This is a genomic window from Enterobacter sp. ECC-019 (genome assembly GCF_043974075.1).
In the GTDB taxonomy this organism is placed as follows: domain Bacteria; phylum Pseudomonadota; class Gammaproteobacteria; order Enterobacterales; family Enterobacteriaceae; genus Enterobacter; species Enterobacter asburiae_D.
Genome location: NZ_CP143759.1, coordinates 3094740 through 3111460, shown reverse-complemented (window position 1 = coordinate 3111460; position 16721 = coordinate 3094740). Strand labels below are relative to the sequence as shown.

The 16721-nt window shown below is 56.3% G+C and carries 15 protein-coding genes; 10 read left to right on the top strand and 5 right to left on the bottom strand.

Going from position 1 to position 16721, the window contains the following annotated elements; translation table 11 throughout:
- Nucleotides 1-154 precede the first annotated feature (154 nt).
- From V1566_RS14820 to dsbG, 7 genes are all read left to right on the top strand, one after another.
- Entirely contained in the window at nucleotides 155-682 is a 528-nt protein-coding gene (locus tag V1566_RS14820; RefSeq protein WP_395303800.1) for a hypothetical protein, read from the top strand.
- Between the two features lie 535 nt (nucleotides 683-1217).
- Nucleotides 1218-1637: a hypothetical protein gene (locus V1566_RS14815; protein ID WP_024909528.1), complete on the top strand. Its 420-nt coding sequence runs from the start codon at nucleotides 1218-1220 to the stop codon at nucleotides 1635-1637.
- A 5-nt stretch (nucleotides 1638-1642) separates the two neighbouring features.
- Nucleotides 1643-2203 carry an RNA polymerase sigma factor gene (locus V1566_RS14810; protein WP_080277788.1) on the top strand — a complete coding sequence of 187 codons (561 nt, stop codon included), beginning with the start codon at nucleotides 1643-1645 and terminating at the stop codon, nucleotides 2201-2203.
- A gap of 87 nt (nucleotides 2204-2290) precedes the next feature.
- Nucleotides 2291-2662 carry a hypothetical protein gene (locus V1566_RS14805; protein ID WP_395303799.1) on the top strand — a complete coding sequence of 124 codons (372 nt, stop codon included), beginning with the start codon at nucleotides 2291-2293 and terminating at the stop codon, nucleotides 2660-2662.
- 47 nt (nucleotides 2663-2709) lie between these two features.
- Nucleotides 2710-4734 carry a protein-disulfide reductase DsbD domain-containing protein gene (locus V1566_RS14800; protein ID WP_395303798.1) on the top strand — a complete coding sequence of 675 codons (2025 nt, stop codon included), beginning with the start codon at nucleotides 2710-2712 and terminating at the stop codon, nucleotides 4732-4734.
- A gap of 7 nt (nucleotides 4735-4741) precedes the next feature.
- Nucleotides 4742-5353 (top strand): DsbA family protein, encoded by a 612-nt coding sequence (locus V1566_RS14795; protein WP_395303797.1) that lies wholly within the window; start codon nucleotides 4742-4744, stop codon nucleotides 5351-5353.
- Between the two features lie 41 nt (nucleotides 5354-5394).
- Entirely contained in the window at nucleotides 5395-6153 is a 759-nt protein-coding gene (dsbG, locus tag V1566_RS14790) for a thiol:disulfide interchange protein DsbG (protein ID WP_395303796.1), read from the top strand.
- 40 nt (nucleotides 6154-6193) lie between these two features.
- Here the strand turns inward: dsbG and V1566_RS14785 are convergent, their stop codons facing one another.
- Both V1566_RS14785 and V1566_RS14780 read right to left on the bottom strand, forming a co-directional pair.
- On the bottom strand, nucleotides 6194-7486 hold the full coding sequence (locus V1566_RS14785) for a glycoside hydrolase family 10 protein (protein WP_395303795.1): 1293 nt from the start codon (nucleotides 7484-7486) through the stop codon (nucleotides 6194-6196).
- A 7-nt stretch (nucleotides 7487-7493) separates the two neighbouring features.
- On the bottom strand, nucleotides 7494-7781 hold the full coding sequence (locus tag V1566_RS14780) for a VF530 family DNA-binding protein (RefSeq protein ID WP_010431276.1): 288 nt from the start codon (nucleotides 7779-7781) through the stop codon (nucleotides 7494-7496).
- Nucleotides 7782-7945: 164 nt separating this feature from the next.
- Between V1566_RS14780 and V1566_RS14775 the strand changes: the two genes are divergently transcribed.
- Nucleotides 7946-9403, top strand: coding sequence for a hypothetical protein (locus tag V1566_RS14775; RefSeq protein ID WP_395303794.1), 1458 nt, complete (start codon nucleotides 7946-7948; stop codon nucleotides 9401-9403).
- A 22-nt stretch (nucleotides 9404-9425) separates the two neighbouring features.
- On the opposite strand, the gene V1566_RS14770 is transcribed toward V1566_RS14775, so the two are convergent.
- From V1566_RS14770 to V1566_RS14760, 3 genes are all read right to left on the bottom strand, one after another.
- On the bottom strand, nucleotides 9426-10337 hold the full coding sequence (locus tag V1566_RS14770; protein ID WP_395303793.1) for a LysR family transcriptional regulator: 912 nt from the start codon (nucleotides 10335-10337) through the stop codon (nucleotides 9426-9428).
- Nucleotide 10338: 1 nt separating this feature from the next.
- Entirely contained in the window at nucleotides 10339-11325 is a 987-nt protein-coding gene (locus tag V1566_RS14765) for an MBL fold metallo-hydrolase (RefSeq protein WP_395303792.1), read from the bottom strand.
- 141 nt (nucleotides 11326-11466) lie between these two features.
- On the bottom strand, nucleotides 11467-12216 hold the full coding sequence (locus tag V1566_RS14760) for a 5'-nucleotidase, lipoprotein e(P4) family (protein WP_395303791.1): 750 nt from the start codon (nucleotides 12214-12216) through the stop codon (nucleotides 11467-11469).
- A 238-nt stretch (nucleotides 12217-12454) separates the two neighbouring features.
- On the opposite strand from V1566_RS14760, the gene treZ reads away from it, so the two are divergent.
- Together treZ and treY are read left to right on the top strand one after the other, a co-directional pair.
- The gene (gene treZ / locus V1566_RS14755) at nucleotides 12455-14242 is read left to right on the top strand and encodes a malto-oligosyltrehalose trehalohydrolase (protein ID WP_395303790.1); all 1788 of its coding nucleotides are present in this window, start codon (nucleotides 12455-12457) and stop codon (nucleotides 14240-14242) included.
- Nucleotides 14239-16707, top strand: a complete 2469-nt coding sequence (treY, locus tag V1566_RS14750) for a malto-oligosyltrehalose synthase (protein WP_395303789.1) — start codon at nucleotides 14239-14241, stop codon at nucleotides 16705-16707. The genes treZ and treY overlap by 4 nt, the downstream gene beginning before the upstream one ends.
- Nucleotides 16708-16721: the final 14 nt, after the last annotated feature.

The following is a 16721-nucleotide window of genomic DNA, read 5'->3' as shown; positions in this document are numbered from 1 at the left end:
TGCCAGTTCTGAATGGGTAACGGTAGCGGTGAAACTGCCAGCTGAGACGGAGGTATTGCCGCTGGATGTGCTTTATCGCTCTGAGACATGCCGACGGAAAATTTATGATCCCACGACGGAATCACATGAGAGTACGGAAAGGGGACTGTACCCCATGCAGATGGATCTCGATCCAGCCAATGGTGATGGTGTTCGCCAGATCCGCATTGCGCTTGATGGCGGAACAAAGTGTCGCTGGACGCTTAGTGGTATCAGGGTCGGAATACAGTTAGCCAAAACTTCTGCGTTGGCTAAATGGAAAGATATGACACCTGCAAATTATGTATTTGATTTTGATGATGAGGGGTACAGCAATGCGTTTGGGAAAGGGAAGCGAAGAGAAATTAGAGGTAACTTGCATTCAGCTACAGATTTCTTCCCTGTTATTACTCACCATTTAGATGGGAAGATCTCTGTTAAATTGTTTGGCGGTGATACTCGTTATGAGCAATGGAGTCGATATTACCGCGTTTACAGTATCAACCAAATACGTATAGAGCCGGTTGTTTACTCGAATAAAATTGTGACTATCACCCCTCCCAATCCATCTCCAGGGGATCTTAATGTAACCTATCCTGATGGAAGTACTGGAAAGGCTCCTTATATATATCCCGATTATAAAAAGCTACTTTTGATGAGGTAGATGTTAATTATATTCGCTGAAGGATCTCTTTGAGATCCTTTTTACACCTTCGACTTCCGTCTCCGCTCGTTTTGAATATGTCGAATTTTTCCGCTTCGCTCACATTGAGCCAGGCGGTTAAAAGTTGCCTTAACGTGCAATATTTTCCGTTTTCTAAACGGAGCCCAAGTTGTCCGCTCCGATGAAAAAGAAAATCATTATCGTGTAGAGAATAGAGTCTCTGATATCCCAGGGCTCACGCTTCCTCACTGGGAACAGGTAAAAAAACCGCGAATATGAACCCTGGAGAGAGAACATCTCACGTTGGGCACAGCCGTATTATCAGCAGAAGAGTGTGCAGATAAGATCCTGGCAATAAGGAATAAGATCGCTCTAAACCGGCCTTAAACGATGAACAAGCGTCAGCAATTGCTTTCAAGGGGTGTGTGAACAACGCATCCCGCAAAATTTTTCATTCACCCCAGCAATATTTCCCTTCCTCATCCGTCTACCTCATCACAAGCCATAATCAGTTACTGTAAATGAGGTAAACACCATGAGAGATTTTGATATGCACGGCAGAGGTCACGGGCGCGGATTCGGTCGCCACCGGATGGGCAAGGGCTTAGTCATTGGCGCGGTGATTTTCATCGTGCTCGGCCTGCTGGTGATGACCCTGTGGAACGCCTTGCTCCCGGCCATCCTCGGCGTTAAGGCCATCGGATTCTGGCAGGCGCTGGGCATTCTGGTGCTGAGCCGCATTCTGTTTGGGGGTTTAGGTTTCCGTCCGGGGATGTTTGGCGCGCACCGCCGGATGCACGAGCGCTGGATGAACATGACGCCCGAGCAGCGCGAGGCGTTTATTCAGCAGCGTCGCGAAGGGTTCGGTCGCCACGGACGCGGCCACTGCGGCTGGCACGGTCATCGTGACGATAAGCGCGACGACGCCACGCCAAAAGCACCGGAAGCAGAGTGAGCGAAATGAAAGCCGGGGAGGCGGGCGGATCCATGCTGATGTCGGCGCTTAATGCCTGCCGCGCCCGGCTGACAGCCTTCATTCGCGGGCGGACGTCCGTTCGCGATGATGCCGACGACATTTTGCAGGAAGTGACCTATCAGCTGATGAAAGTGGAGCAGCCGGTCGAAAACGTCGCCGCCTGGCTGTTCCGCGCGGCGCGTAACGAGATGACCGACCGGGCGCGTAAAAAGCGCGAGGTCTCACTTTCCGGCTACTTTACGGGCGAAGACGAAGAGGGTTTTCCGGAAGACGAGCTGGCCGAAACCCTGTTCGGCGTGCCGCACACGCCGGAAGAGGAGTATCTCAAAACGCTGCTGTGGGAAGAGCTGGGGCAGGCGCTGTCTGAACTTCCACCGCCGCAGCGTGAGGTGTTTGAAAAGACCGAACTCCACGGCTACAGCATTAAAATGCTGGCAGAGGAGACCGGCGCCAGCGAACAGGCGCTGTTATCCCGTAAGCACAAGGCGGTGCTGTTTCTCCGCACGCGGCTGCGGGACGTCTATGACGCGCTGACGGGCGAATAGCGGCGACAGACAAAACCTTACACTTCCGGCACTTGTAGATTCATCACTATCGTTTATGATCGGGGCGTCTTGTTACTCTGGAATGTTATGCGCAACCGTCAGCTCCTCGGAAAATGGCTTTTGATCGTCACCTGTCTCGCGATGGCGCTTTGCCTCGTGCAGCGTGCGGTGATGCTCAACCATTTTTTACAGGGACTGGATCCGCAGATTTCTCTGAGTGCAGATGCCCCGGCTCAAAGCAGCATCACCGAACAGCCCGGCCCGTCGCCTTGTCAACTTGGCGCACACTCGCTGCTTTGCGCCCAGCCGCTGTTCTTCGACGGCGCGCTACCCGCCATTATTATCTTCTTCGCGCTGCTGCAGCTGTTTACGCAAGGGCGGGCATTGGCTCCCGCAGAACAGCCCGTTCAGGCACCGCCTCCCCGAATACACCTTAAAAACTGCGTTTTCCGTGAATGAAAATCATCGTCCTCATACGATAATTTTCACTGTTCACGGAGTAAAACATGGTTAACCTCTTCAGGGGATTCGTCTTCCTGTGGCTGTCCTGCATTGGCATTGTCCATGCGGCGGACACAGGCTGGCAGGTTTCCCCACAAAACGATCACGCCCGCATCCGCTTTCAGGTGGAGAGGGAACAAACGCACATTAAAGGCCTGCTCACCGTTGAGCTGAAGCCCGGCTGGAAGACCTACTGGCGATCGCCGGGCGAGGGCGGCGTGGCGCCGAAAATCAGCTGGCCGGAAGGCGTGACGGATAGCTGGTCCTGGCCGGTCCCGTCGCGCTTCGATATCTCCGGCATGACGACGCAGGGCTATCACGATAAGGTCACTATCCCGATCGCGCTCGACGGAGTGAAGGGTGACGCGCTCGACGGAACGCTCACGCTCTCGACGTGCAGTAACGTCTGCCTGCTGACGGACTACCCGCTGCATCTCGATTTTACCCAGCCGGTGGATGAGAGCTTCCGTAGCGAGTTCGAGCAGGCGATGCGCGCCGTGCCCGGTACGTCTGGCGTATCCGCAGATCTCTTCGCCTGGCTCTCTGGCGACAAGCTGGTGATTACCGGAACGACGGACGGGAAGTGGGATAATCCGGGGATCTACTTTGACCCGCTGGAGGGCGACCTTCTTCCCGGCGAGCCGGTCATTAAACACGACGGCAATACGCTTCGGGTGACGGTTCCCGTGACCGACGAATGGGGCGATAAACCCGCCTCGCTGGAAGGCAAAACGCTGTCGTTTGTGCTGACCAGTGGCGGTCACGCGCAGCAAACCACCATGACCGTTGGCGAGACGCCAGTTACGCATTCTGCGCCTGAAGGGACGAGCAAAATGGTGCTCTTTGCGCTGCTGGGCGGGCTGATCCTCAACCTCATGCCCTGCGTGCTGCCGGTTATGGGGATGAAGCTTAACAGCATCCTGCAGACGGGCTCGGACAGGCACGCGATCAGGCTGCGCTTTCTGGCCACCTGCGCCGGGATCCTCACCTCCTTTATGCTGCTGGCGGGGATGGTGACCGCGCTGAAGCTGGCCGGGGCATCGCTGGGGTGGGGCATTCAGTTCCAGAACCCGTGGTTTATTGGCCTGATGGTCGCCGTCACCTTCCTGTTTGCGCTGAACCTGTTTAGCGTGTTTGAGATGCTGCTGCCTTCCGCCGCCACGGGACGGCTGGCTACGGCAGGAGGATCGGGGATTGGCGGCAGCTTCTGCGAAGGGATGTTCGCCACGCTGCTTGCGACGCCGTGCTCCGCGCCGTTCCTCGGTACCGCGGTCGCCTTTGCCCTTGGCGCGCCGCTGTACTCACTGTGGCTCATCTTCCTGATGCTCGGCGTGGGCATGAGCCTGCCGTGGCTGTTTGTCGCCCTGGTGCCCAAAACGGCCTTGCTGTTGCCGAAACCCGGCCGCTGGATGAACACGCTCAAAGTCATCCTGGGCCTGATGATGCTGGCCTCCAGCCTCTGGCTGGCGACATTGTTAAGCGTGCATCTTGGCGAGGCGGTCAGCAAGATTGTGATGCTGGTGCTCATCGCCGTCGCGCTGGCGCTGTTCGCGCTGAAGGGGCAAAAATCCTCACCGCTGTTCTGGCTCGTGATCATCGTGCTGTCGGCGTTCGGCGGGTATCAGGCGCGCGGGCTGCTTAGTTCCCCGTCTGACGCCGTGGCGCAGAATGTTGCTCAGACCATCCCGTGGCAGCCGCTCAGCGAGGAAGCCATCCAGCAGGCGCTGGCGCAGGGAAAACGCGTGTTTGTGGATATCTCGGCGGACTGGTGCGTGACCTGCAAAGTTAACGAGCATCGGGTACTGAATCAGCCGGACATCATTGCCGCGCTGCGCCAGCCGGACGTGGTGGCCCTGCGCGGAGACTGGAGCCAGCCGTCCGCGCTTATTGCGGAGTTTCTGGCGAAGCGAAATCGCTACGCCATTCCGTTTAACGCAGCGTATGGCCCCGGTCTGCCTGAGGGGGAAATCCTCTCGCCGCTGCTGGACAAGCGCACCCTGATCACCACCCTGAACAACGCAAAAGGCTAAACGTATTATGAAAAAACTCCTTATTACGCTTCTGCTCCTGCTGGCCCCGGTTCAGGTGTTCGCTGCCCAGCCGCTGACGCCGGACCAGGAGCAGCGTGCGCAGAAGATGATCGCTGATTTCCTGTTTAACGATCCGAACTCCCCGCGCATCGGCGCGAAAAACCCAAAGCTCACCCTGGTGGTGTTTACCGACTACAACTGCCCGTACTGTAAAAAATTCGATCCGTACCTGGAGAAGATTGTTGAGAAATACCCGGACGTCGCGGTGGTCTTTAAGTTCTTACCTTTCCGCTCGGAAAGCTCGCTGACCGCCGCGCGGGATGCGTTAACGCTCTGGCGTCAGGATCCCGGGCAGTTTATGAAGCTGAACCATACCCTGATGGCCAGGAAGGGTTACCACGATGACGCCAGCATTCAGGAGGCGCAGAAGCGGGCGGGCGTGAGCGTCGCGACGCCGGATGAGGAGAGCATGCTGACGATCAAGCGCAGCCTGATCGTCGCGGAAAAAATGGGGATCCAGGGCACGCCCGCCACGCTAATCGGCGAGGGACTGTTGCCCGGCTGGGTACCGTTTGAACAGTTCGATGAAATGGTCAGTGACGCACTGAAAAACCGCTAACCTGAAGGGGGTGTAATGCCCCCGACAAACCGGAGAGGGAAATGAAAAAATTACTGTTACTTTCGGCACTGGCGACGTCTGGGCTGGTACAGGCGGCTGAAGCCATACCGGAAGTGGTGAAGCACTTCGGCGAGCAGCAGAACATTAAAATCATTAAGAAGCTGGATGCCCCCGGAGGCGCACCGGCCTGGCTGGGGCAGTATCAGGATATGGGCGTGACGCTGTTTTTAACCCCGGACGGCAAGCACGTCATATCAGGCTATCTGTACGATGACAAAGGGAAAAACCTTAGCGAAGGCTATTTCCAGAAAGAGATCTATGCCCCGATGGGACGCGAAATGTGGAAGAACCTCAACGCGGCGCATCCCCTGAAAGAAGGGGCAGATAACGCTCCGCGTAAAGTCTTTGTGTTTGCCGATCCGTTCTGTCCGTACTGCAAGCAGTTCTGGGCCGAAGCACAGCCGTGGGTGAAGGCGGGCAAGGTTCAGCTCAATACGCTGCTGGTGGCGTTTCTCAACCCCAACAGCGGAAGAAACGCCTCAGCGATCCTGAATGCGAAAGATCCGGTTTCGGCCTGGCGCGAATACGAGCTTTCCGGTGGGAAAAAACTACCGAAACCCGAGGGCGAGGCTTCCCGCGAAACGGTCGAGATCCTGCAGAAGCACCAGACGCTGATGGACGGCCTGGGCGCTAACGCCACGCCGGCCATTTACTATCTGAATGCGGAAAATGAGCTGCAGCAGGTGGTCGGTATGCCGGATGCGCAGCAGCTTGAAGCGATGTTCGGGCCGAAGCCGTAAAAAATCAGGCAGAAACGGGGCGTTTCTGCCTGATAGTCTCTTAGCTTCCCCAGCGTCCTTTCAGGTAGTTCACCGCCTGCTGCGTCTGCGGCTGGTTCAGGTAATCTTCCCGGAACAGGATGGTGCCGTTCACGTTGGGCAGCGAATCGTTGAGATCGAGCTGTTTTTTCAGCTCCGGCACGCCGCCCTGAACCGTCCAGTCCGGCTCATTTCTCGACGGCTCGCCCACCTTGTAGAACGCAATGCCAATATACAGGCGAGTGTGGGTCGGCTTCACGACGTCGGCCCACCATTTGGTCAGCACGTCGTAGCGCGCGGCATCCCGCGAGAAGGGCCAGTAAATCTGCGGAGCGATGTAGTCCAGCAGGCCCTGCTGCACCCACTGCCGCGTATCGGCGTAGGACTCATCATAGGCCGCGGCGCCGCGGGTGTCGGATCCTGCCGGGTCAAAGGAGCGGTTACGCCACACGCCCGCCGGGCTGACGCCGAACTCAACGTCGGGCTTGGTCTGTTTAATCGCGCGTGAAACCTGGACGATCAGCTGCTGCGTGTTGTGTCTTCGCCAGTCTGCCTTTGAGGCAAATCCCTGACCGTACTGCCGCCAGGTCTGCGAATCATTGAGCGCGGACCCCGGCGATTCGACGTAAAAGTAATCATCAAACTGCACGCCGTCTACCGCGTAGTTTGCCACCACTTCGGTGACCACGCGGGTGATCCAGTCCCGCACCTCCGGAATACCGGGGTCGAGAACAAAGCGGTCGCCCGAGACGCGCACCCACTCCGGGTGCTGGACATAGACGCTGGACGGGGTCTGATATGAGGTCCGGTTCAGAGCGGCGATGGTTGACGGTTTAGTGTTGGTCGACACGCGGTACGGGTTGAACCAGGCATGGACCTTCATACCGCGCTTGTGCGCTTCATCCAGCATAAACTGCAGCGGATCGTATCCTGGATATTCGCCGACGTTGCCCGTCAGCATATCCGACCACGGTAAAATTTTGGATGACCAGAGGGCCGTGCTGTCCGGCTTCACCTGGAAAAACACCGTGTTAATACCGAGGTGTTTAAGGTTGTCGAGCTTGCTGGTCAGCGCCTGCTTTTGCATCGCGATGCGCTGGTCAGCGCTGCGGCCATTCACCGAGGCCACCGGCGGCCAGTCGAGACGAGAGACGGTTGCCAGCCAAATCCCGCGCATCGGCTCGTTGGCCTGCTGCGTCGGTTTGCTCACGGTGGGGAGAGGGGTAACCAGTGATTTGGGTGGTTTTGAGGAGCAGCTCACAAGTAAAAGCGCGCAGCCAGCCAGCGCACCAATCCGTTTTACGTGTCGCGTCATTTGCGTATTAGCTCTTGATAATCCGACTGTTGGCCCAGGGATTAAAGGCGGGCTCCGCCTGTTCAGTGCTCACCTCATCGTTGAGGGAGTCCAGATACAGGGCTTCCACTTCCGCGCGCGCCCACGGGGTGCGGCGCAGAAATTTCAGGCTCGATTTAACGCTGGGATCTTTTCTGAAACAGTTAATTTTAATTCGGTCGCCCAACTCGCTCCAGCCATATTTCGCCACCAGGGCGTTGACCATCATCTCCAGCGTTACGCCATGCAAAGGATCGTTAGAAATGTGTGCAGTCATAGGTGTCCGGATGTCTCAATGTTAATGGGGGCAGGGTTACCGGTGAAAGGGTACAAGAAAGTGGAGGAAGCGGCAACAAACCTACCTTATTTTAGCGTCATGAATTTTATCCAGAACGGTATAATAATGGTGGCTCAATAACCTGCAATTTGCGTTCGGGAAAAATGATTATGAATGAAAATGGGAACGTCTTTACCTGGCTTGAGGTTTCGGAACAGTCCTTGATTACAAGGGAAAACGAAAAAAAAGAAATTGATGCGATAAAAGCAAGCAATGAGAAAGAAGGGATTACCAAAATAGTTCATTACCCGTCTTATGAGAAGGTTTGCGTTTTTTATACCCCAGAGGAGGGCATGACGAAACCTGAAGAAAAACTTATCGCTGAAACACGATTGTATGCTACGCCAGGCGCACTGGAATGTGGATACTCGCAGTGTATAGACTGGACGGGTGAGGCTATTTTAAATGAAAACATTTATAAGTCGATTGGCTTGTATACCTGCGCCAGATTAAAGCTTGCAGGGTCATGTGTTGTGATAAGTAAAAACAAAGCATTCAAAATTCAAAGTTTTTACCAATGTATCGAGGCCTCCGAAAAATCAACCATATCATTTATCCTCGGCGGTTTTTTCTGCTATCAATCGGCAATTTACTGGCTAACGTCCAGACATGAGCAGATAGCACATTTTATTCACGCAGGGCTGATTAAGAAAGCCTCTTTGCAGTTTTACCCGGATAAGGAGAAGCGAAAAACACCTGATTATCTTATTGAAACGCACAAGGGTAAATGGCATGTATTTGAGAGTAAAGGTGGAGGACATACTTCTCGATGGCAAAGGATAGAAGAGGCGATCGCACAACTAGACAGTGTCACTCAGATTGTCCGTAAAGATGGAGAGCCAGAAGATATCATCACCTTCGTTTGTTCACACACGTCGATAGATGCCGGTAATGAGATCTCCATCAACGTTGTTGATCCTGTCCCGGACCATGCACAGCCCCTTATTATCAATCCCGACGTTTGCACCCTTCTCTCAAAACTCACGTTAATCAGTCTTTACGATACCCTGTCCGCCATTGAAACAAGCCGTAAATATGAGATAGAAGGAATGGATGAATGGGTATTTGTCCACGCGCCAGAATATGATGACGTTCAGTTTGGTATTCCCAAAACATACCTGAAGTTCAAGGGTGAAATAAAATCCAGCCTTGGAATCTATCTTGCGCTGAAAGAGGTGATTGATCTTAAACTTGTTGGTAATAACGAGGTGGGTTATTTCAAAGAGGGTCTGGTAAAACTCGCTGAGCTATTTCCTTCCCGAGCAACGCTACTCAATGTTATTAAAAGAGTAAAACCAACACTGGAACAATACAGGAAAATAACTGAAAATAATTATGGTCATTTTTTAAAAAGCCTGGCGAAATCACTGGTGATAGAGCCCCTGACAGAAATGATTCTCCTGGAAGAATATCTCTTAACCAACAAATTACCGTCATCTATAAAGAAACATCTTTCTCCATGGGGGGGACTGACGCGTACGGCGCCACTGCCGGGTTATGATGATCCCTGGGCTACGCCGAAAAGTAAGTCTTCAAACAGACCAAAGAAACCCCGCCTGTAACGACGGGTCGTAAAGGTCACGATCACGCCTGACGTCCGGCCGCCTGCAGCAACTGCTCGCGTAGCCAGGCGCTCGCTGGATCCTGACTGTTTTTCGGGTGCCAGTACATGTAAATGGTAATCGGCTGGAGCGGCAGCGGCGGCGGAAAAATATCCAGCGTGCTGGCAAACTGTTGCAGCATCCGTTCCGGCAGGGTGCATAACAGGTCAGTTCCAGCGACAAGCGCAGGCGCCATGGCATAGCTCTGCGTGGACATCGCGACGTGTCGCTGATAGCCCAGCCCGGCCAGGGTTTGATCGACAAAGCCGGTAAACGGATCCCCCGCCGATGACACCACCAGATGAGAAAGCGCGCAGTAGCTTTCCAGGTCTAACGCACCGGTCCCGCGCGGATGGTCTTTACGCTGGGCGGTGGCAAACGCGTCGTCGAGCAGTTTACGTCTGACCCAGCCGTCATGAGCACCCGCGCTCACGCCGATGTAGATATCGACATCACCATTTTCCAACTGCTGCGGCAGTTCGACCATCTCCGGCAGGGCGAAGCGCAGGCGGATACCGGGAGCATCGGTGCTCACCTGGTTAAGCAGCCCTGTGCCCAGCATCAGCGCCGGGTTTTCATGCAGAGCGATCACAAAGGTTCGGCGGCTGGTGGGGGCATCAAACGTGGTGGGGGCAAACATCGCGCTGATGCCGCGCAGCACGCTCTCTACCTGAGGCTTAAGCGCTTCCGCTCTCGGCGTGGGTAACACCCCACGTCCGTGTGGGGAGGGGATAAACAACGGTTCGCCAAACAGTATTCGCAGACGCGCTAGACGGGCGGACAGCGCGGGCTGGCTGATGCCAAGCCGCGCGGCCGCATGGGTGATATTCCTGTCCTGAAGCAGGGCGTCCAGGGTCAGGATCAGGTCTATGTCCATGCCAGAGAGGGGCGTCATCTTATTTCGCGCTGCTGGCGTCCCGGTTGGTATAGGTGACAGGAACCCAGGCATAGCCGCCGTTTTCGCCGTTGGTGACATAGCCGATACCCGGGAACGGCAGATGGGGCGCGGCGACCAGGTCTTTATTTTTCACAAAGTCCGCAAACGCATGTTCGCGCACGCTTGCCGCTTTGTTCTGATCTTCATCGTAGGTAATGGTCACGTCGGGCTGCGGGAACTGAACAGCCGCGGCATGAATGATGTCACCGACAAAGGTGATCTTCTCGCCTTTGCTTGTCAGAGTGTAGAAGGCTGAACCCGGCGTATGGCCGGGATGAACCGTGCCGGTAATGCCTGGAAGAAGGTCAGAGGTGCCGCTAAACGGCACCACTTTGCCGGCATCAAGATAGGGCTTTAAGGTCTTCTGCGCGACGGTAAAGTAATTCTTGTCGTAGCCGGTTTTTTTCTGATTGTCGTCGTTAAAGAAAAAGTCGATGTCTGGTTTGCCAACAAAAACGCGCGCATTGCTGAACACCACCTTGCCGTCTTTCACCAGGCCGCCAGCATGATCGGAGTGGGCGTGGGTCAGCAGGACTTCAGTAATGTCCTCGGGTTTAATCCCTTGCGTGGCGAGGCTCTCAATCAGACGTCCGCCGTTGCCGGGGCCAAAAAGCTGGCCTGAGCCCGTATCCACCAGAATTTTATGCCCGGGCATCGAAATCAGGAAGGCGTTGATGGACACCTCAGGCGGGTTGGTCTGGAAGTTTTTGGCCAGCAATGTATCGATTTGTTGCGGCGTTGTCCTGCGCAGCAGCTTATGCAGATCCTGCGCGACGGTCCCGTCCGTAAACGAGGTAACCAGAACGTCGCCGACCTGAACGCTGTATCCGCCCGCCGGTTGTTTAACGACGTGCTGGGGCGTCTCTGCCGACGCCTGTAGCGCAGGGTAGAAAAGCAATGAACTGGAAATAAGCGTGGACAGGGCAAGTTTTTTCACGGTAAGCATACGAGTCTCCTTTGAAAGTGCTCATCTTACTTCTTCGTAAAATTATAAGAACCTGCCCAGAAATGATAGGACCTATAAATACAGTGGATAACACAGCGAAGAAGCCGGGTGGCGGTGATGCCTTTCCCGGCCCGTAAAACGCTATTTTTTCAGCGGTGCGTTCCAGCTGTCCGGCGTAGCTTTGGACCAGGAACCATAAGCGGCATTTGGCAGCACAATCCAGTCGTTGCCGAAGTGTTCCGCGCTGGCCTCAACCAGCTCACGCTGCTGCTCGCTCGGCTTTTTGTTTTTAAACTGCACGGCGAAATCCGGCAGGCTGTCGCCAAACAGCATCACGATCTGCTGTTTTTTGAGGATGCTCTGGCGACGCTCTTCCTTGCTGACCGTATCCAGCAGCACGCTTTCGTCAGACACCTGCGGAAGGCCGAGAGTTTTTAACGTCTTCAGCGTGTCGGCTTTATTTTCCTGCATGCGGTCCGAGACATAATAGATACGGACCTTGCTTTGATTCACGTGGTCAAGAAACGCCTTCGCGCCCGGAATTAAGCCAGGTTTACCCTGTTTCTCCCAGTCGCTCCAGGTGTCCCATTTTGTATAGTCGTGACACTGCTCCGTGTCGCGCACCAACAGAGGGGTGTTATCCAGTACCGTTTCATCCAGATCCATTACCACGGCGTAATTTTCAGGCGTTTTCAGGTCTTTTAACTTTTCGTTGAAACGCTCGGTGGCAAACCGATACGTCTGCAGCTGAAGAGCCATAATCTCTGCCGATTTCTGCTGATAGCGCAGCGCCATTTCGTACGCTTTGGGTTCACACAGGTCGTGCCCGGCGGCCGTCGCCGCTGCGGTTGCACTCAAAACAGGTAATGCCAGCAGTAATGCCTTAGCCATTGAATTCACACTTCTTTCCTCAACACCGTGGTTAATCCCGAAAGCGTAATGAAATTCAATGACAGAAATATGAAGGCTGCGCCGCCAGGCCAGCATGTAATACCAGAACAGGGCGACTTCGTCTTTTTCCGGTAAAGAATAGACGAAGCGGTTAAATCCGCTGGGCTAACACACTTTTAATCCTGAACTAAGCTTGTACTTCGTTCCGCGTAAAATGTGGGTCATTCGAGGACAATGAATGGAATTCAGGACATTTCAAAAGCAGTGGGGTGCTGAGTTTATTTCCGATGACGTTGTACGTTTTCGCGTCTGGGCAGAAGGACAGAAAGAACTTACGGTACGTCTGGCTATCGCCGACGTGCCGATGACGGCAACCGGCGACGGCTGGTTCCAGGCTGATGTGCCCGGCGTCACGCACGGTGCAGAATATCAATTTGTTCTTCAGGACGGCATGACGGTGCCCGATCCTGCCTCTCGCGCGCAAAAAGGCGAGGTTAACGGCCCCTCCGTCGTAATCGATCCCCGACGCTATCAGCCACTCAACCGGGACTGGACAGGGCGGCCGTGGGAAGAGACGGTTATCTATGAACTGCACGTTGGCACCTTTACCCCGGAGGGCACCTTCCGGGCGGCCATCGACAAGCTGCCTTATCTGGCAGAGCTCGGTATTACCCAGCTTGAAGTGATGCCGGTCTCCCAGTTTGGCGGAACCCGCGGCTGGGGGTATGACGGCGTGCTGCTGTATGCCCCGCACGCCGCCTACGGTACGCCGGAGGATTTCCACGCGCTTATTGACGCGGCTCACGGACTGGGGCTTTCCGTGGTGCTGGATATCGTGCTCAACCACTTCGGTCCCGAGGGGAACTATCTGCCCCTGCTGTCACCAGGGTTTTTCGATGCGGATCGTACCACGCCCTGGGGTAACGGCATCGCCTATGAGAGGGAGCCGGTGAGGCAGTACATTACCGACGCGCCGCTTTACTGGCTGACGGAGTATCGTCTGGATGGGCTGCGTTTTGATGCCATCGACCAGATTAAAGACACCTCCGGGACGCACATTCTTGAAGAGATAGCAGAGAAGATCCGCGAGACGATCCCGCACCGTCACGTTCACCTGACCACGGAAGACAGCCGCAACGTGATTTTTCTGCATCCGCGCGATGACCAGGGCAACACGCCGCTGTTCACCGCCGAGTGGAATGATGACTTCCACAATGCCGCCCACGTATTTGCCACCGGCGAAACGCACGCCTACTACCAGGATTTTGCCTTTGAGCCGGAGAAAAAATTCGCCCGGGCACTGGCGGAAGGCTTTGTCTACCAGGGCGAGATTTCGCTGCAAACCGGTGAATCCCGCGGGGTGGAGTGTCAGACGCAGCCGCCGCAGTTCTTCGTCGATTTTATTCAGAACCACGATCAGACCGGGAATCGCGCCCAGGGCGAGCGGCTTATCACCCTGGCCGGTGCCGATAAGACGCGGGTGCTGCTTGCCGCGCTGCTGCTTTCCCCCCATATCCCGCTGCTGTTTATGGGCGAGGAGTTTGGGGAAACGCATCCGTTCCTGTTTTTCACCGATTTTCACGGCGATCTGGCAAAGGCTGTGCGGGAAGGGCGCGCAAAAGAGTTTACCGGCCACGCCGGGCACGATGAAACCGTCCCGGACCCGAATGACGTGAACACCTTTGTTCGCTCAAAGCTCGACTGGAATAAGATTGCCACCGAGGAAGGTAAAACGTGGCTGCGCTTCACGCGCCACCTGCTGACGCTGCGTCATCGCCATATCGTTCCGCTTCTGCGTCATGGCGGCACCGTTCAGGGCAAGGTGATCAAGACCGCGCCCGGCATGGTGGCGGTGAGCTGGCGCTTCCCGTCGGGGACGCTCTCTCTGGCGCTCAATATCGGTAGTAAACCCGTCGCGCTGCCCGTTCTCGCGGGTGAGACGCGCTTTGCCAGACCTGAAGTCACAGACGTTTTACCGCCGAACGGTATCGTCGTTCGCTTTGCTGATGGAGAAGCATCGTTATGATCCCTTCCGCCACGTACCGTATTCAGTTCCGTAACGGCATGACCTTTGACCGCGTTGCGGCGCTGGTGCCGTATCTGAAAGATCTCGGCATCAGCCATCTCTACGCGTCGCCCGTGTTTACCGCCGCAGCGGGTTCCACCCACGGCTATGACATCACCAACCCGAATGAAATTGACCCCGCGATTGGCGGACGAGACGGTTTCGACCGCATGGCCGCGGCGCTTAAGCAGGCCGGTATGGGGCTGATTCTGGATATCGTCCCGAACCATATGTCGACCTCGTTGGAAAACCCCTGGTGGCGGGACGTGATTGAATACGGCCAGCAGAGCCGCTATTTCCGCTATTTCGATATCGACGGGTCGCGCCCGCTAACGCTGCCGTTTCTCGGCGACACCTTTGAAGCGGAGCTGGAGAAGGGTGCCATCACCCTAAGACGTGACCCTGTCACTAAAAAGGCCGCGCTGGTCTACTATGACGCCGAGTATCCGCTCAACCCGGGTACATACAGCGAGGATAAGAGCATCGCCGAACTGCATGACGCGCAAAGCTGGCGGCTGATGTCCTGGCGGGAGGCGCCGAAGCAGCTCTCGTGGCGGCGCTTCTTTGAGATCACCGGGCTGGTCGGCGTTCGGGTTGAAGATGACGCGGTCTTCGACGATTCACACCGGCTGATCCTGGCGCTGGTTCACGCGGGCGTGGTGGACGGCCTGCGCATTGACCACGTCGACGGCCTGGCCGATCCGCTGGGCTATCTGCAGCGCCTGCGGCAGGAAACCGGACCCAACTGCTACATCACGGTTGAAAAAATTCTCGCCCGGGGAGAACAGCTCCCCTCAGACTGGCCGGTATCCGGCACCACCGGCTACGAGTTTATCGCCTCGCTGGCGGAAGTGCTGGTCGACGACGCTAACCTGCCGCGCCTGGAGACCATCCACGACGAGACGCTGGGAATAACGGTCGATCGGCACGCTGAGCTGCGCGATGCCAAAGGCCTGATGACCGACCGCAATTTTGAGGGTGAATTCACCACGCTGCTAAACCTTGCTGACGATCTGGCCCGCCGCAATGAGGTTGCGCTGCCGCGCGAGGATATCCGCCACGCGCTGCGCGAGCTGCTTATCGCCTTTCCGGTCTACCGTACCTACGGCACCCGGGAGGGATTAACCCCGCCGGACGTGGCGCTGCTTAACCGCGTGGTCGCCAGCGTGGAGACGTCTGAAGCGGCGCTGAGCCTGATTGTGCGCATTCTTACCGGCGACCTGCCGCAAGCGTGTCGCGAGTCCGCCGCGCTTTTCAGAACCCGCTTCCAGCAGCTAACCGGGCCGCTGATGGCGAAGTCGGTGGAGGACACGCTGTTCTTCCGCCACAACCTGGAGCTGGCGCTCAATGAAGTGGGCGCCGACCCGACGCCGCGCGCGTTTTCGTTATCCCGCTTCCACCAGGAGATGCGCATTCGCCTCGCCCGTCAGCCCGACGCGCTGCTGGGTACCTCCACGCACGATACCAAGCGCGGGGAAGATGCCCGGGCGCGTCTCTACACCCTGACGGAGGCGCCGGAACGGTGGGGTGACAACCTGGCCCGCTGGCGACAGATGAACCAGACCCAGGTGCGTTTTCTCAATGACGGTACCGCGCCAAACGCCGCCGATACCTGGATGATCTATCAGGCGCTGGCGGGCGTCTGGCCCGCCACGCTGTCACCGGACGACGCCGACGGGCTGAAATCACTGGAAGAACGTTTCCTTGGCTTCCTCGAGAAAGCGCTGCGCGAGGCAAAACAGCGCACCGACTGGATCGACAGCAACGAGAGCTATGAGAGCGTGGTGTTGAGCTACGCGCGGCATCTGCTCTCGCCGGACAACACCCTGTTCCTGCATGATTTCAGCGAGGCGATGCAGCCCTTTATCCGGGCCGGGCTGATGAACAGCCTCAGCCAGACGGTGATCAAGCTGACGGCTCCCGGCGTGCCGGATATCTATCAGGGCAGCGAGGCGCTCAACTTTAGCCTGGTCGACCCGGATAACCGACGGGAGCCGGACTTCCCGACCCTGGTGCACAACCTCAGCGCGGCGGATGCCACGGTGTTTGACAACCCGGCCTGCTGGCGAGACGGGCGCGTCAAACAGTTTGTTACCGCCACGCTGCTGCGGCTTAGACCGCATTACGCCGCGCTTTTCCGCTATGGCGACTGGCTGCCGCTTAAGGTTTCCGGTGAGCGCGAGGAGAACCTGATTGCCTATGCGCGCGTTAAGGACGACGAAGCGCTGATTGTTGCCGTGCCGCGTCTGGTTTTTGGTGTCAACGGTAACGAAACGCTGTGGGTTAATACCACGGTAGCGATACCCGACGAACTGGCCGGGAAGCGCTATCGGGATCTGTTCAGCGGTGGAAGCCGCATTCTGCAAGAGACGCTGGATTTAACGTCAGAAAAGGGATGTGTACTGGTTCTGCTTACCTGCGAATAATCGTGGAGAACGAA

Bases quoted from the DNA above. Each gene is read 5' to 3' on its own strand.
- treY (WP_395303789.1), top strand. From the start codon at position 14,239: ATGATCCCTTCCGCCACGTACCGTATTCAGTTCCGTAACGGCATGACC.
- V1566_RS14765 (WP_395303792.1), bottom strand. From the start codon at position 11,325: ATGCTTACCGTGAAAAAACTTGCCCTGTCCACGCTTATTTCCAGTTCA.
- treZ (WP_395303790.1), top strand. From the start codon at position 12,455: ATGGAATTCAGGACATTTCAAAAGCAGTGGGGTGCTGAGTTTATTTCC.
- V1566_RS14770 (WP_395303793.1), bottom strand. From the start codon at position 10,337: ATGACGCCCCTCTCTGGCATGGACATAGACCTGATCCTGACCCTGGAC.
- V1566_RS14805 (WP_395303799.1), top strand. From the start codon at position 2,291: ATGCGCAACCGTCAGCTCCTCGGAAAATGGCTTTTGATCGTCACCTGT.
- V1566_RS14815 (WP_024909528.1), top strand. From the start codon at position 1,218: ATGAGAGATTTTGATATGCACGGCAGAGGTCACGGGCGCGGATTCGGT.
- V1566_RS14760 (WP_395303791.1), bottom strand. From the start codon at position 12,216: ATGGCTAAGGCATTACTGCTGGCATTACCTGTTTTGAGTGCAACCGCA.
- V1566_RS14795 (WP_395303797.1), top strand. From the start codon at position 4,742: ATGAAAAAACTCCTTATTACGCTTCTGCTCCTGCTGGCCCCGGTTCAG.
- dsbG (WP_395303796.1), top strand. From the start codon at position 5,395: ATGAAAAAATTACTGTTACTTTCGGCACTGGCGACGTCTGGGCTGGTA.
- V1566_RS14780 (WP_010431276.1), bottom strand. From the start codon at position 7,781: ATGACTGCACACATTTCTAACGATCCTTTGCATGGCGTAACGCTGGAG.
- V1566_RS14810 (WP_080277788.1), top strand. From the start codon at position 1,643: ATGAAAGCCGGGGAGGCGGGCGGATCCATGCTGATGTCGGCGCTTAAT.
- V1566_RS14785 (WP_395303795.1), bottom strand. From the start codon at position 7,486: ATGACGCGACACGTAAAACGGATTGGTGCGCTGGCTGGCTGCGCGCTT.
- V1566_RS14775 (WP_395303794.1), top strand. From the start codon at position 7,946: ATGATTATGAATGAAAATGGGAACGTCTTTACCTGGCTTGAGGTTTCG.
- V1566_RS14800 (WP_395303798.1), top strand. From the start codon at position 2,710: ATGGTTAACCTCTTCAGGGGATTCGTCTTCCTGTGGCTGTCCTGCATT.
- V1566_RS14820 (WP_395303800.1), top strand. From the start codon at position 155: ATGCAGATGGATCTCGATCCAGCCAATGGTGATGGTGTTCGCCAGATC.